The 15,382-nt window shown below is 48.4% G+C and carries 12 protein-coding genes; 11 read left to right on the top strand and 1 reads right to left on the bottom strand.

What is annotated here, in order from left to right:
- Positions 1-125 precede the first annotated feature (125 nt).
- The gene (locus tag HQN88_RS11015) at positions 126-1,076 is read left to right on the top strand and encodes an NAD(P)/FAD-dependent oxidoreductase (protein ID WP_420794132.1); all 951 of its coding nucleotides are present in this window, start codon (positions 126-128) and stop codon (positions 1,074-1,076) included.
- Between the two features lie 3 nt (positions 1,077-1,079).
- Here HQN88_RS11015 and HQN88_RS11020 read toward each other — a convergent pair whose 3' ends face one another.
- Positions 1,080-1,793 (bottom strand): DUF2161 domain-containing phosphodiesterase, encoded by a 714-nt coding sequence (locus HQN88_RS11020; protein WP_173110985.1) that lies wholly within the window; start codon positions 1,791-1,793, stop codon positions 1,080-1,082.
- 120 nt (positions 1,794-1,913) lie between these two features.
- Here HQN88_RS11020 and HQN88_RS11025 point away from each other — a divergent pair, with 120 nt between their 5' ends.
- The 10 genes from HQN88_RS11025 to HQN88_RS11070 all read left to right on the top strand — a co-directional run bounded on the left by HQN88_RS11025 (position 1,914) and on the right by HQN88_RS11070 (position 15,296).
- A complete protein-coding gene (locus HQN88_RS11025; protein ID WP_246320163.1) occupies positions 1,914-3,212 on the top strand; it encodes a sn-glycerol-1-phosphate dehydrogenase in 1,299 nt (432 codons plus the stop codon).
- A gap of 410 nt (positions 3,213-3,622) precedes the next feature.
- Positions 3,623-5,008 carry a family 4 glycosyl hydrolase gene (locus HQN88_RS11030; RefSeq protein WP_173110988.1) on the top strand — a complete coding sequence of 462 codons (1,386 nt, stop codon included), beginning with the start codon at positions 3,623-3,625 and terminating at the stop codon, positions 5,006-5,008.
- A 13-nt stretch (positions 5,009-5,021) separates the two neighbouring features.
- Positions 5,022-6,404 (top strand): MATE family efflux transporter, encoded by a 1,383-nt coding sequence (locus HQN88_RS11035; protein ID WP_173110990.1) that lies wholly within the window; start codon positions 5,022-5,024, stop codon positions 6,402-6,404.
- A gap of 24 nt (positions 6,405-6,428) precedes the next feature.
- A complete protein-coding gene (locus tag HQN88_RS11040) occupies positions 6,429-8,639 on the top strand; it encodes an alpha-galactosidase (protein ID WP_173110992.1) in 2,211 nt (736 codons plus the stop codon).
- 4 nt (positions 8,640-8,643) lie between these two features.
- The gene (locus HQN88_RS11045) at positions 8,644-9,018 is read left to right on the top strand and encodes a cupin domain-containing protein (protein WP_173110994.1); all 375 of its coding nucleotides are present in this window, start codon (positions 8,644-8,646) and stop codon (positions 9,016-9,018) included.
- Positions 9,015-10,793, top strand: coding sequence for a glycoside hydrolase family 36 protein (locus tag HQN88_RS11050; protein ID WP_173110996.1), 1,779 nt, complete (start codon positions 9,015-9,017; stop codon positions 10,791-10,793). Before HQN88_RS11045 ends, HQN88_RS11050 begins: the two co-directional genes overlap by 4 nt.
- A 44-nt stretch (positions 10,794-10,837) precedes the next feature.
- Positions 10,838-11,830 carry an aldo/keto reductase gene (locus HQN88_RS11055; RefSeq protein WP_173110998.1) on the top strand — a complete coding sequence of 331 codons (993 nt, stop codon included), beginning with the start codon at positions 10,838-10,840 and terminating at the stop codon, positions 11,828-11,830.
- Between the two features lie 266 nt (positions 11,831-12,096).
- Positions 12,097-13,296, top strand: a complete 1,200-nt coding sequence (locus HQN88_RS11060; RefSeq protein ID WP_173111001.1) for a glucuronate isomerase — start codon at positions 12,097-12,099, stop codon at positions 13,294-13,296.
- Between the two features lie 178 nt (positions 13,297-13,474).
- Positions 13,475-14,398: an ABC transporter permease gene (locus HQN88_RS11065; RefSeq protein ID WP_420794137.1), complete on the top strand. Its 924-nt coding sequence runs from the start codon at positions 13,475-13,477 to the stop codon at positions 14,396-14,398.
- 28 nt (positions 14,399-14,426) lie between these two features.
- Complete coding sequence (locus HQN88_RS11070; protein WP_173111007.1) at positions 14,427-15,296, top strand: carbohydrate ABC transporter permease; 870 nt, start codon at positions 14,427-14,429, stop codon at positions 15,294-15,296.
- Positions 15,297-15,382 lie beyond the last annotated feature (86 nt).

The following is a 15,382-nucleotide window of genomic DNA, read 5'->3' on the forward strand; positions in this document are numbered from 1 at the left end:
TAATAACAACATGCAGAGCAAAGTTAGAAGTAGATGTATTTCTTAAACAACCTCTAGAAGGATGATTGCCCCAAAATTCGGTTATCCTAGATGGTAGTGAATTGGAGAAGAGGGGAATTATGCACATGGAGAAAGTAGATATTCTGATTGTCGGAGGAGGCATTGCAGGGCTTCAAGCGGCGATTCAATTGGGCAGATATGAGCATAAAGTACTTGTGGTTGATGCAGGCTACGGCCGTTCTACTCTGTGCAAGAGCTATCATAATATTTTAGGTTGGCCAGATGGGGTATCGGGGGAAGAGCTGCGAAGTGTAGGCAGGCTGCAAGCTGAGCGATTAGGGGTAGCTTTTGTCCAAGATGAAATTGTCCAGGCTGTCGCCAAGGGAAGAATCGGTGATGGCTTCGAACTATGGGGAAAAAGTGGCCGAGGCTATGAAGCGAGGACGCTTCTGCTGGCAACAGGTTTAATGGATCGGATGCCTGAACTCCCGAACTTGAAGGAGTGCTTGGGGTTAACGGTATACGTGTGCCCCGATTGCGACGGATATGAGATCAAGGATCGAAATACGCTTGTCATGGGCTCTGGTGATGCAGGGGCAGCCATGGCGATTAAGCTCCGTCATCGAACCGAACAAATGACATATGTGAATCACCAGCATCGTGCTGTGAAAAGTGAGTATCTGATGGAAATGAAGAACAAAGGTATTACCTATTTGACGGAAGATCTTGCGGAAGTTGTTGTCGATTCACCGGGGCAGTTCAAGGGAGTGGTGCTTCGAGACGGCAGTCGCCTTTATGCGGATCGAGGTTTTATTGCCTTCGGCGGGAACGAAGTGAAATCGGATTTGGCACGTCAGCTTGGTGCAGAACGGATGGAGAATCGGCATGTGATGACCGATCCTCGCAGCAAAATGACGAGTGTTCCTTTCGTCTGGGCGGCTGGTGATGTCGGCGTTCATGCGGAGCAAGTGACGATAGCGATGGGTGAAGGCTCACAGGCGGCCATTTGGATCAACAAGGCGTTGCTAAGAATGAACGAAGAGGCGAATGTTCATCGAGTTGTGATTCGGTCTTAAAGACTAAAGGATGGTTATCGTTGGGAAAGCAGTTACTACATGCGCATACTCGACTAAGGCTTTTTCGCCGCCGGGGGTAAGATGATAGATGCCTCGGCTTTGTCGGACGAACCAACGATAGTAGTTTTGCTGCAGAAGTGAGCTCACGTTCATATTGCTAGTCATTTCACGCAGCTTGCGTGGACTGAGGGGTCCGTGCTGCTGCATCAGATAGGCGCAATGTAAGGACTTCTCACGGTACGCGGTCATTAGCTTCTGCTGAGAACTGCCGCCAACATTATAGTCACCACTGCGCTCATGGAACTCCGTCATTAACTTGCCGGAAGCCCTCTTGTTGGGGCGTAATGTATAGGGAGTAGGCTCACAGACGAGATCGACTGTGGGCTGTTTGCGTTTGTAGAATTGGACAGTCAAAACGCCAAGCCCCAGCATGCGACAAAGTCGACGAATATCCTCCCATTGTAAGCGGTGGGGGGCTTTTCCTTTGTTAGGCAGCTCGAAGGCGACATACACGTCTTGCGTGAGCTTCAATCGTTCAATGCCTTGAACGAGAAGGGGGATATTAAAGCCTTTTTTTAATTCAACAATAACAGGGGGCTCTTCGCCTCGGATTGCGACTAAATCACAGTGTTTAACTTCGCCACGGACGGTATAGCCACGCTGCTCGAAGAAATTTTTAATTGGTGCATACAGCTCCGTTTCGGTCTGGATCGGCATGAGGGTCTCTTTCTCCTCTTTTCGCAGAAAAAGTCTGATAGAATGGCTTTTATTATAGCATAGGTTGCGCTAGAATAGGTGGGAGAATAACTTGTACGTACAGGTTAGGAGATGAGAGATATGAGTGAGTTGTTAAATGAATGGTTAGGTAAAAGGTTTGCGTGCGCCTGCGGGCAAAAGCATGAGATTCCAATTCGCCGTATTGCCATAGAACGAGACGCTTTAGCTAATGTTGTGGATTATGTAAGGGAAGCAGGCTATGAGGAAGTGACGCTTGTCGCGGATGCGAATACGTATGCTGTAGCTGGTGACAAGCTGCGTGCTCTGCTAGAAGAAGGTCAAGTAAGAGTTGGCATAAGTGTGATTCGCGAGAACGGTATGGGGGAAGTGGCTGCTGATGAAGAAGCTATTGTCCAGTTGATGTTAGACACATCATTGACGTCAAAGGTGTTGATCGCTGTGGGATCAGGCACGCTCCATGACATTGTGCGTTTCGTGAGTCATCGTACGAGTCGGCCATTTCTTTCTGTACCGACAGCCCCTTCCGTTGACGGGTTTGCGTCTGTGGGGGCGCCACTCATCGTTCGCGGCTTCAAACAGACGATTCCCTGCTCAGCGCCAGAGGCGATCTTCGCCGATTTGGGGATACTCGCTGCGGCGCCACAGGCAATGATTGCTGCAGGCGTGGGCGATATGCTCGGCAAGCACACCTCGCTGGCGGACTGGGCACTCGGCCGCGTGCTGTTGGATGAGCACTACTGCGAGCTGAGTGCTCGCTTGACGCTGGAGGCGGTGGAGCTGACTACCGCGCATCTGGAAGAGATTGCGCAGCGCAGCGAGCTGGGCATGCGTCGATTAATGGAAGGCCTGATCCTATCCGGCCTTTCCATGCTCTTGGTCGGCCACTCCAGGCCGGCCTCCGGGGCTGAGCACCATCTCTCCCATTATTGGGAGATGGTGCTCCTGCAGCAGCGCCGCCGGGCGCTGCTGCACGGCGCCAAGGTCGGCGTCGCGACCGTGCTCATGGCGCAGCGCTATCAGGCGCTGCTTGCGCTAACGGCCGACGAGGCCGCTGCGCGCCTAGCGGCAGGGCAGGCCCCGAGTGCGCAGACGGATGCGGAACGCATCCGGGCGGCCTACGGGGCCATGGCCGAAGCCATCATCGCCGAGAATACGTCGGCGATGGGCGTTGATGCGCGTGCGCTGCAAGCGCGCATCGCTGCTACTTGGGGCGATGTGCTCAGCATCGCCCGGGCGGTTCCGCCGCCAGAGCAGCTTGCTGCGTGGCTCGCGGCGGTGCAAGGGCCGGTAGCGCCGGACCAGCTTGGCGTGGAGCCGGCGCTGGTGGAGGCGTCGCTGCAGGATGCGCTGTTCGTGCGCAACCGGTTTACGATTTTACGCTTACAGCGGCTGCTGTAAGCACAGAGTCAATGGGTTGAGGAGATGCATGACAAGGTTGAAGGGAACCTAGATGCGCTAATTCATCGGAATCGATCGAAAAAGACTCCAAGGGGGAACGTAGGTACTCTATTTGTTCGATTTTTATTTAATTGGCATTATATTAACAAAATAGTGCACTGTAGTTCCCTTACGCTGTTCATTTCCTATATTTTGCTGCAATAGCGCATCCACGTTCCCTTCGATCGTACCGATATTGCATCTTTCATCTAAACGTCAGTCCTCAAGTGAGGGCTGGCGTTTTTCAGTTTGTTACGTGAAAAGTGTAAAAAATCACAACCCCACTTAATTTTTGCCATCCTCTAAAATGGATTTGTTTTCTATACTGGTAGCTAATACTAGGTGGTTCTACATGATGGAGGAGGCGCAACATGAAATTTGCTCAGGAGAAAGTCAGCGATATTCAAATCGCTTATATTGGCGGCGGCTCGATGTATTGGGCTAAAAATCTAATTGCCGATTTGGCACTGGATGGTCAATTGTCGGGCACGATTCGCTTGTATGATCTGGACTATGGAAAAGCCAAAAATAATGAAAAACTGGGTAACTCGGTTTCTGATTATCCAGAGACGAAATCCAAATGGACATACAAAGCGTATCCATCTCTCCAAGAGGCTCTGCATGGATGCGATTTTGTGTTTATCTCGATACTTCCAGGCACTTTCGAGGAAATGGCGTCTGATGTTCATGCACCAGAGAAGTACGGCATTTATCAAGCAGTTGGTGATACGACAGGACCGGGAGGGTTACTTAGAGCACTACGTACCATTCCGATGTATGTGGAAATTGCCCAAGCGATCGAGCGATATTCACCAGATGCATGGGTGTTTAATTACACCAACCCGATGACACTCTGTACAAGAACACTTTACGAAGTATTTCCTAAAATTAAAGCGATTGGCTGCTGCCACGAGATTTTCGGTGTGCAAGGGCTGTTGATTCGCATGCTTCGCGATATGGAAGGAATTGAAGGTGTACATCGCGATCAAGTGAAAGTGAATGTGCTGGGGATTAATCATTTTACTTGGATTGATCAAGCGACGTATCACAATATAGATTTGCTTCCGATGTATCGCAAGTTTGTTGATACCTATTATGAATCCGGATTTGAACACAACAAAGATGCTTGGGTTACAAACACATATACGGCGGCCAACCGTGTGAAGTTTGATTTGTTTCGGCGGTATGGTGTCATTGCAGCAGCAGGTGACCGTCATTTGGCGGAATTCATGCCTCCTTGGTATTTGAAAGATCCGGAGACAGTTCGATCATGGAAGTTCGGCTTAACGACGGTCCAGAGTCGTGTCGAGAAGCATGCGGCAACCGAGCTTTTTTACGGAAAGCTGCTAAGTGGCGAGGAGAAGTTGCCGCTCAAGACATCTGGTGAAGAAGAAGTTAGACAGTTAAAGGGTCTAATCGGACTTGAGCAATTTGTAACGAATATTAACGTTCCTAACGTTGGTCAAATGAAGGGTATTCCGCTGGGAGCAGTCGTTGAAACGAATGCGGTGTTCTCTGCGAACAGCTTGCGTCCGGTTTATGCAGGAGAGCTTCCGATGGAAGTTAATAATCTGGTCTTGCAGCACGCGATGAATCAAGAGCTTATTCTGAAAGCTGCTCTTCAAAAGGACAAGGACTTGGCATTCAAAGCGTTTATCAACGACCCGCTAGTGACGATTGATATTCACGATGCGGAAGTATTATTCGATCAGATGCTGCACAATACAAAAGCTTACTTATCTGGATGGAACATCTAGTGGCAGGTCGGCGATGAGTGCAGATGCAGCGATATCCAGCGAATCCGCCTCAATAAATCCGCAGGATGATAAAGCTGTTCGCCGGATGATTTTCAAATTAGCTGGTCCATCTTTGACGGAAATGCTGCTCATGAATGCAACCCAAATGGTGATGATGATTCTAGTCGGACATCTCGGGGCTGTTGCCGTGGCGGCAGTTGGCTTAACAAGCCAACCCTATTCCTTATTGACCGTACTATTTGCAGCGCTGAATTCGGGTACAACCGTGATCGTTGCTCGTTCCACTGGAGCGGGGAAGATGGGAGACGCGAATTTAGCTGCGGGGCAATCGCTTATGCTAGGTACTATCCTATCTGTCCTTATTGTTTCGATTGGCGTCACCTTTGCGGAGAGTCTGCTACAGTTGATGGGCGCTAGTGATGAGGTCGTTCAGGTAGGACTAACCTATGCGAAAATCATGTTTTTCTCAATCGGTTTTTCCTCAATTTCATCTGCTTTATCTGCTATTCTGCGAGGCTCGGGCGACACCCGAACACCGATGATAATTAATGTGCTCGCAGGTTGCATGAATGTGACCCTCGGCTTCTTGCTGATTTATGGTCATCTGGATTTCCCGCAAATGGGCATTACGGGTGCGGCAATTGCTACGTTGGTGGTTCAGTTCGGAGCGATGATTTGCTTTGTCGTTGTCATGTTCAGCGGGAGGTTTACAGTTCGTATCGGATGGTCAGAGATCAGCCGTTTGGACCGAGATATGATCAGCCGAATGTTGAGGATTGGCATACCAAGTAGTCTAGAGCAGTTAATCATGCGATTAGGGATTATGACGTTTGTGAAAATTTGTGCGGGATTGGGGACTGTTGCCATCGCGGCTTCGCAAATTGTAACGAGCATCATTGGCATCTCGTTTATGCCAGGTGCTGCATTTGCGATAGCAGCTTCAACGTTAGTGGGTCAAACCCTAGGTGTAAGCAAACCCGATCTTGCCGAACGATATGTGTGGCAGGTCCGAAAGTACGGCATGATGGTGGCCGGCTTTATGGGGGCGCTTTTTATTTTGCTCGCACCGCATATCCTTAGGCTGTATACAAATGACGAGACGATTATTCGTGAAGGGGCCTGGGCTCTTCGAATCGTAGGTTTTATTCAAGTATCACAAATATCGCAATTTGTTCTTGGAGGCGCGTTGCGAGGGGCGGGCGATACCCGTTATCCGTTATATTCGACATTCATTGGCGTGTGGGGAATTAGGGTGGTACTGAGCTACTTGTTCGTGTATGTCTTCCATTGGGGCATGATCGGATTATGGACTGCGGTGGCAAGTGATCAATTTCTTAGATCTAATCTCATTTATTTAAGGTTTAAACGCGGGGCATGGAAGCATCTCAAGATTTAATACGCACAAAGGGGACGCGTCAAAATGGGGATTGTGTACGATTCGAATTCGCAAACCTTCCATCTTCAAGGGAAGTCATCGAGTTATATCATGCAGCTGATCAACTCCACCTATGTAGCCCATGTTCATTGGGGGCGCCAAGTGAGGGGAAGCAATCTGGGAGGATTGCTCGCTAGAAGGCGACGCTGCTCTTTCTCTCCATCCACAGATCCGGAAGATCTGACACTGTCTTTGGACACATTGCCGCAGGAATATCCGGGATATGGAGGAAGTGATTTTCGAGTTCCGGCCTATCAGGTTCAAATGGAAGACGGCACGACGGTCAGTGAACTCGTTTATGAGTCTCATCGGATTTACGCGGGAAAAGCTCCATTGGAGGGACTTCCTTCGACTTATACGGAAGAAGAGAATGAAGCAGAGAGTATCGATATTGTATTGAGTGATAAGTTGATCGGATTAAAGGCTATTCTCACGTATACCGTTTTTCGTGATGTAGATGCGATTACTCGGTCTGTTCGGTTCATAAATGAGAGTAATCAGTCCATCAAACTGCTGCGAGCATTGAGTTTCGGTATCGATATGTCTCACAGCGATTTCGATATGCTGCATTTATCTGGTACGTGGGCGCGCGAGCGTCATATCGAAAAACGCCCCCTTGCCACAGGCGGATCTGTGATGGAGAGCCGTCGTGGGGCAAGCAGCCATTCGCTTAACCCATTCATGGCGCTGCTTTCGAAGCAAGCAGATGAAGATCACGGGGATGTCTACGGATTCAGCCTTGTTTACAGCGGGAACTTTGTTGCTCAAGCCGAAGTGGACCCTTACGGAACGACCCGTGTCGTGATGGGGATCAATGCGTTTGATTTCTCTTGGCTCTTGGAACCTGGGCAAACCTTCCAAACGCCAGAGGCAGTTCTCGTTTATTCGGCGGAGGGCCTCGGCGGGATGTCGCGCACTTATCATAAGCTGTATCGCACACGTCTATGTCGTGGACAATTCCGAGATCGTCATAGACCGATTCTCATCAACAACTGGGAAGCAACCTATTTCAATTTCAACGCGGATAAAATTGAAGAGCTAGCTCGAGTGGGCAAGGATCTAGGCTTAGAACTACTCGTGCTGGATGATGGTTGGTTCGGCAAGCGTGACAATGATAAAAGCTCACTCGGCGATTGGTTCGTTGATCGCAGCAAGCTCCCACAAGGTATGCCGGATTTGGCAAGCCGTGTGAAACAACAAGGGCTAGAGTTTGGCCTATGGTTTGAGCCTGAGATGGTATCCCCAGACAGTGACTTGTATCGGGCTCATCCCGATTGGTGTCTTCATGTACCCGGCCGGCGGAGGACTGAAGCTCGACAGCAGCTGATCCTAGACTATTCGCGTCAAGATGTCAGAGATTATATCGTGAAGGTCATCACTGATATTCTTGCGAGCAGTCCTATCACGTATGTGAAGTGGGATATGAACCGCAATATGACGGAAATCGGATCGGCCCAGCTCCCGCCAGCGCGCCAGAGGGAAACGGCACACCGTTATATGCTTGGACTTTACGAAGTGATGGAGCGGATAACCTCAGCATTCCCGAATGTTTTGTTCGAAAGTTGTTCCGGCGGTGGGGGACGGTTCGATCCAGGGTTGCTCTACTATATGCCACAGACATGGACGAGCGATAATACGGACGCCGTTGAACGGCTGAAAATTCAGTATGGAACGAGTCTCGTGTATCCAATCAGCACGATGGGTGCACATGTTTCCGCTGTCCCTAATCATCAAGTACATCGGACGACGCCGCTTGATATGCGCGGGCATGTGGCGATGTCGGGGAACTTTGGCTACGAGCTTGATTTGACGGCATTCACGGAAGCAGACAAGGAAGCTGTGAAGGGGCAAGTCGCGTTGTATAAACAATTACGACCGCTGATCCAATTCGGTGAATTTTATCGACTGATCAGCCCTTTTGAACAAACTAGTGCGGCATGGATGTTCGTTTCCGAGGATAAGAAGGAAGCTTTGGTTGCTTTTTTTCAAGTGCTGTCAGAGCCGAATGCACCTCTCAGGAAAATGCGATTGAAAGGCCTTGCGCCGGAGAGGAATTATTTACTGTATGATGCGGGAAATCAGGATGAGTGTGTGGAAATATTTGGGGGAGACGAACTCATGCATGTAGGACTTAATTTACCGATCTGGAAGGGCGATTTCCGAAGTCGCCTTTACCGCATACAAATGGAGGAATAACAAGATGAAAAAGCTGCGTTTCAGCGATTTGCAGGATAAGAAGAACGGTCATATTTTGCAGGATGTATTACCAGGTGCTTATTTATCGTCAGGCGGTCTGTCTTTCTCGAAACGCGGCGATCGCAGCCATACGAATGATGGACCTGAAGGAAGAGACTATCATGTTCACAGTGATTGTGAAGCATTCCTGATTTTGCAAGGAACAGGAACGATGGAATTGAACGGGGAGTTTATTCCGGTAACTACCGGAGATATCGTGATTGTTGAGCCTGGAGAGGATCATCATCTCATTTCCAGCGAGGACGACCCAATTGTCACTGTGTGGTGCCATGCAGGTGCGAGTCGGCATAAGAATCAACTGCAGGAGGATGTCGTGTGAACAAAATCATAAATACGGATACCCATTCTTTCAATTTATCTAGCGAGGATCATGGGTTTGCCGTCACGTTGCAAACAACAAAGCTGCAGGATGGCGTCAATCTTATCACACTGCGACTGGAATCAGAGGAGGCGGCAACGCCTCCCGTCTTCACCCTTCGTTGGTCACATCCTGCTTGTGACATTCAAGGCAGCTGGCATCCCGCTCAGGACCGGAATAAGAGCTTTAAGGCCGATTGGATGCGCACATTGCGTTCCAATGCTGCTGCGTCGGCACCTGTTTATGCCTTGTTTAATAGCCTAGGTCGCAACAGATTGACTTTTGCTTATTCGGATGCCCTTAACACGGTGCACTATTCGGGTGGCATCAGTGAGGAAACGGCTGATTTTCATTGCTGCGTCCAAATGTTTACAGAGACGACGGCACCATTTCAATCGTATGAAGCGAAGCTTCTCGTAGATACGAGAGATGTCCCTTATTATGAAAGTCTCGATGGTGTCCAAGCATGGTGGAGCGAGATGCCAGAATATCAACCGGCATACGTGCCTGAGGCCGCCAAGGAGCCAATGTACTCCACTTGGTATAGCATGCATCAGAATGTTACAGACGCGCATATTGAAGAACAGTGCCGTATCGCTAAGAAATTGGGAATGGAAGCCGTCATTGTGGATGATGGCTGGCAGACGGCTGATAACCGCAGAGGATATGCCTATTGCGGGGATTGGGAGACGTATGATGGCAAATTCCCTGATATGAAGCGGCATGTGGATGCGGTGCATGCGTTAGGTATGAAATTTATCCTCTGGTACTCGGTACCTTTTATAGGAAAATATAGTCAGGCATGGAATCGATTCCATACTAAAATCCTTCGATTTAATGAAGGACACGGAGCAGCTGTGTTGGATCCAAGATATCCGGATGTTCGGGAATATATCATCAATACGTATGAGAAAGCGGTTAAGGAATGGGGCTTAGACGGCTTCAAACTAGATTTCATTGATACGTTTTATTCGCCTGAGCTGCAAATACCATCCACAGTGGATGGGAAGGATTATGAGTCTATACCTGCTGCGGTTGACCGTCTGCTGACGGACTCAATCGGTCGATTGAGAGAATTGAACCCTGCGATTATGATCGAGTTTCGGCAAATGTATATTGGTCCTGCGATGCGCAAATACGGCAACATGTTCCGTGCTTCCGATTGTCCGAACGACAGCATCCAGAATCGCGTGCGAACGCTGGATCTGAGGCTGATCTGTGGAAATACTGCAGCCCATGCCGATATGATCATGTGGCATCCGGAAGAGCCCGTGGAAAGCGCTGCTTTGCAGTTAATAAACTGTTTGTTCTCGGTGCCGCAGGTATCTGTTCTTTTGGATAAACTGCCTTCCGATCATTTGAAAATGCTGACCTACTGGCTCGCCTTCTGGAAAGAGAATCGCACATTGTTGCTGGACGGTCCAATTGAGCCGATGAATCCGGAATTGTTATATCCATTAGTCCGTGCGGTTCAAGAGGATCGCGGGATTATCGTCACCTATCAGGAGCAGATTGTGACTATTGATGCAGCAGCACCGGTGTCTCAATGGATCGTCGTAAACGGCAGAAGGCAGGACGGCCTTTATATAGAGGTTACGGGTGAGATTGGGATTGCGAACGTGTCAATTCGAAATTGCTGTGGAGACATGACAGAGGAGTCGTCTGTCGAATTGACAGCAGGTATGCATAAGCTTGCGATTCCGGCGTCAGGGCTTGCAACCATTTCCATTAAATAAGATTAGGAACACGGTAGTGTTTAATTTAGGGGGTCAACAACGCGATGAACTATGCAGCAAATGAAGGAAGATATATAGACATGCCGTACAACAGAAGCGGGAAGAGCGGATTAAAGCTGCCGCCGATTTCGTTTGGTTTGTGGCACAATTTTGGTGGCGTCGATCATTTCGAGAACAGCAGAGCATTAGCACGTCATGCCTTTGATCTGGGGATTACGCATTTCGATCTTGCGAATAATTATGGTCCACCGACGGGCTCAGCCGAAGAAGTGTTTGGGCAGATTTTGAAAAAGGATTTACTGCCGTATCGTGATGAGCTGATCATTGCTACAAAAGCTGGCTACCGCATGTGGGACGGCCCATACGGAGAGCGTGGCTCCCGCAAAAGCATGCTCGCCAGCCTTGATCAGAGCCTGAAACGACTAGGTATGGATTATGTGGATATTTATTATTCGCACCGTTTTGATGCGGAGACACCTTTGGAAGAAACGATGAGCGCTTTGGATCAGGCTGTACGCCAGGGGAAAGCGCTGTATGTCGGCGTGTCTAATTATAACGCGGAGCAGACGGAGCAAGCTGCGGCTATTTTGAAAGGCCTGGGAACTCCGTTTATCATCCATCAAGTACACTACTCGATGTTCGAAAGACGGTTGGAGCAGGGTCTGCAAGATATTTTGGCTAGAGAAGGTGTGGGATCGATCGCTTACAGTCCTCTTGCTAGGGGACTTCTGACAGATCGTTATTTGGAGCACATTCCAGCAGACTCACGTGCTGCAGGTGGCAGTGTGTTCCTTAGACCTGAAGATATTACGGAGGAAAAGATCGCAAAGTCACGTCTACTGAATGTGCTAGCCCAGGAGCGAGGGCAAAGTCTGGCCCAGATGGCTTTAGCATGGGTTCTTCGCAAGGGACTTGTGACTTCGGCTTTAATTGGCGCAAGTAAAGTGAGCCAGTTGGATGATAATGTGGCTGCTTTGAAGCAGCCTCATTTCACGCAAGAAGAATTAGATCTGATCGATAGCATACTAAGTAAATAAGCTAAGAGCACCGGGTGGACAGGGGATGTCCATTCGGTGTTTTTTTATTTTCAAACTCTATTGAAAGTATAGGAGAGGAGTTAGTCGATAAAATCGACTAACTCGCGGACATGAGGGGCAATGGGAGCGGAGTACAAGGTCAGAGGCGGTTTATCTTCTTTTTCAACGATCATAAAAAATCACAACCCTGTGGAAGTTATCCCATGTAACAGATGGGGCAATCCATGTACCATCAGGGTACACGGCATGTAGAAGGAGGAAGAGAAATGAATAAGCAGATGAAGCAGGGGAAGGAAGAGTTTGAGGCGCAGATTATGCAGCTGCCCGTTGTAGATACGCACACCCACCTAGTGGGGGATCGACTCTGTGCGAGCGACTTCTGGGAGATTGCCCACTATTTCTGGTTGTTTCGTGAACTGCAGGCTGCTGGTTACCCAGCGAATGCCATGGAGTTACCTGAGGACGAGCGGATCGCTGCTTTCTTGGAAGCTTACCATGGATCAAGAAATACGATGATGAATATGGCAATGACGCACATTTTTCGAGATTTGTACGGGATTGTCATTCGTGACGCCGCCTCAGTAAGGGAGGCTGACGCCGCCGTTAAACAGAGTGCTGGGCGTGCAACGTGGGCGCAAGAAGTGGCAGACCGATTGAACGTTAGCCGATTCGTCGTGAATATACCCGAACACGCAGAATTCCAAGGCATGCGTGAGAACGCCATTCTGATCCCACGAATTGATGGGAAGATAGGCGGGTGGGTCAAAGAAGTTGAGCTATCGCCTAACCCTGCTGGAGCATTTGCGCAAGTGCGTGAGAAACTGGCTCAGCTACTGGACACTTATAAAGATGCGGGTTACGCAGGCGTTATGACCACGTTACCGAGCTACGAAGCCAGCGCGAACCGCAAGGTTGTGGTCGGGCAAGGTAGCACCAAGGATGAGATCTTAATGATGTTGCTGCACGAATTAGGAGTCGCAGCTGAGCAACGGGGTCTTCTCATACAGCTGTTTCTTGGCGTGGAACGTTCTTGGTGTGGAACAGCTACGCCGGTTAATGACCCCGCTCGTATCCTAAAGCTTTCTGCATTGTTTGAAGCATATGCCTGCACCTTCGAGCTTGTGGTGGCCTCCGAACTTAACAATTTAGATATTGTGCAAGCGGCATGGAACTTTCCGAATGTTCATGTAGGTGGACATTGGTGGTTTAACTTCCGAGCGAGTACCTATCGCGATAGTATGCAGTACCGATTAGAGGCGCTTCCTGCCATCAAAAGCTCGCTCATTGTCTCCGATGCCAGATGTATGGAGTGGAGCTACGGCAAGATTGTGCTTGTCAAACGAATTGTAAGTGATTTCCTATGGGGACAGATCGAGGCAGGTTGGATTAATCACGATACAGCTATCTATGTGGCAGAGAATTGGCTGTACCACAGTGCAGCGAAGCGCTATGGGGTTGCGCCTTGATCGTGTTGTTAGTGTTCACAGCAGTCCCAGTGGTGTAATCGTAAAAAAACACAGTGCCCTATAAGTTTCACCATGTCTACCTTGGAACAACCCTAGTAAGATGAAGAAGTCAAATCGATGCAGCAAGCAAGAAGGGGAGGAAATCATGGCCAGCAAAATACAGCCATCCGATCATGCAATGTATAATTTCTCATCACAGAGTCAGAAATGGGCTTTTATACGAAAACATTGGCCAATTTATGTGATCTCATTACCGGGAATTATTTATTTCTTACTATTTAAATATATCCCATTATTCGGTTCCGTCATCGCGTTTCAAAACTACAACATTTTCAAGGGGATTAAAGGAAGCGACTGGGTAGGATTAGAACATTTCCAACGCATGTTCGCCTACACCGATTTCCTTCAAATTTTAAAAAATACGATATTAATCGGCATTTATGATATGTGTTTCGCTTTTCCGATTCCAATTGTCTTGGCTCTACTTATTAATGAAGTACGCATCATGGCTTATAAACGGATTGTACAAACCGTGGTTTATATGCCGCATTTCCTGTCGTGGGTCATCGTCGGTGGGATTGTTGTTGGGGTATTGTCTCCCTCCACGGGAATCGTCAATCATTTACTCTCTTTGTTTGGCGTCGAGCCGATTTATTTCTTAGGGGAAAATAGCTACATTCGAACCATTCTCATTAGTTCAGGGGTTTGGAAGGATAGCGGTTGGGGGACGATCATCTATTTGGCGGCGATTGCAGGCATTAATCCTGATCTGTACGAAGCTGCACAAATCGATGGAGCCAGTCGTATCCGTCAAGTATTTTCCATAACCATCCCAAGCATCTTACCAACCATCGTTATTTTATTTTTACTTCAAATTGGTAATTTCCTCGACTTCGGTTTCGAACGCGTCTTCGTATTTCTTAATCCGCTTAACAATGAGAATGGGGAGATTATTGATACGTTCGTGTACCGGGCAGGTCTTGTTGATAGGCAATACAGCTACACGACAGCTATTGGGTTGTTCAAGTCGGTCGTGGGTCTTATGTTGATTATGATCAGTAATATGTTTAGTAAAAAAATGACGGGCGAAGGCTTGTACTGATACGGAAGGAGACCGGAGGTGAATCGCTATGATTATGACAAGAGGCCATAAAATTTTTAATATATTCAACCTTGTATTGTTAGGTGCACTTGGCTTGAGCATGGTGCTGCCCCTTATTCACATTATTGCCCAGTCCTTAAGCAACAACACGGCCATTAATGCAGGGGATGTATCGTTTTGGCCTGTTGGCTTCACTTTAGGCAGCTATAAACTTATTTTGCAGGATCCGACGATTTGGATAGGGTTTCGGAATAGTGTCATTATTACGGTATTTGGTACGTTCATTAATTTGTTTATGACTACTACGCTTGCTTATCCTCTATCCAGACCTGAATATTTGTATCGTAAATCGATTCTGTTGCTGGTGTTGTTTACTTTAATTTTCAGCGCACCGTTAATTCCCAACTATTTATTGATCAAGCAATTAGGGATGTTGAATACCCTGTGGGCTTTAATGCTACCCATGGCGATTAGTGCTTTTAATTTGTTCGTGATGCGGTCGTTCTTCCTGAACCTCCCATCGGAGCTGCTGGATTCAGCGCGAATCGACGGTTGCGGCGAATTCCGTATACTTTGGAATATTGTTTTGCCGCTATCTAAGCCTGCGATGGCTACGATGGGCATTATGTATGCAGTCGGTCACTGGAACCGTTATGCCGAGGCCGTCTTCTATATTGACCATCGACAATGGATTCCGCTGCAAGTGCGGCTGAGGGAAATAGTATTTACCGATCAGATGGGGCAATCGGACGTATCTTCGGAACTCCTGCAACTCCTTTCACCAGAAGGTATAAAGATGGCGGTTATTGTTGTGGCTACGATTCCCATTCTGTGTGTCTATCCGTTCCTGCAGAAGCACTTTATCCAAGGAATGATGGTCGGTTCGGTTAAATCATAACAGGTATTCTTTTAGCTATAAAATAGTGACATCGGCCGCCCCATACGCGTAATTGGGGTGGTTTTTTTTGACTTAGCAGAAGACAG

Source organism: Paenibacillus qinlingensis (assembly GCF_013204845.1).
GTDB lineage: Bacteria > Bacillota > Bacilli > Paenibacillales > NBRC-103111 > Paenibacillus_E > Paenibacillus_E qinlingensis.

Bases quoted from the DNA above. Each gene is read 5' to 3' on its own strand.
- HQN88_RS11015 (WP_420794132.1), top strand. From the start codon at position 126: ATGGAGAAAGTAGATATTCTGATTGTCGGAGGAGGCATTGCAGGGCTT.
- HQN88_RS11020 (WP_173110985.1), bottom strand. From the start codon at position 1,793: ATGCCGATCCAGACCGAAACGGAGCTGTATGCACCAATTAAAAATTTC.
- HQN88_RS11025 (WP_246320163.1), top strand. From the start codon at position 1,914: ATGAGTGAGTTGTTAAATGAATGGTTAGGTAAAAGGTTTGCGTGCGCC.
- HQN88_RS11030 (WP_173110988.1), top strand. From the start codon at position 3,623: ATGAAATTTGCTCAGGAGAAAGTCAGCGATATTCAAATCGCTTATATT.
- HQN88_RS11035 (WP_173110990.1), top strand. From the start codon at position 5,022: ATGAGTGCAGATGCAGCGATATCCAGCGAATCCGCCTCAATAAATCCG.
- HQN88_RS11040 (WP_173110992.1), top strand. From the start codon at position 6,429: ATGGGGATTGTGTACGATTCGAATTCGCAAACCTTCCATCTTCAAGGG.
- HQN88_RS11045 (WP_173110994.1), top strand. From the start codon at position 8,644: ATGAAAAAGCTGCGTTTCAGCGATTTGCAGGATAAGAAGAACGGTCAT.
- HQN88_RS11055 (WP_173110998.1), top strand. From the start codon at position 10,838: ATGAACTATGCAGCAAATGAAGGAAGATATATAGACATGCCGTACAAC.
- HQN88_RS11060 (WP_173111001.1), top strand. From the start codon at position 12,097: ATGAATAAGCAGATGAAGCAGGGGAAGGAAGAGTTTGAGGCGCAGATT.
- HQN88_RS11065 (WP_420794137.1), top strand. From the start codon at position 13,475: ATGTATAATTTCTCATCACAGAGTCAGAAATGGGCTTTTATACGAAAA.
- HQN88_RS11070 (WP_173111007.1), top strand. From the start codon at position 14,427: ATGATTATGACAAGAGGCCATAAAATTTTTAATATATTCAACCTTGTA.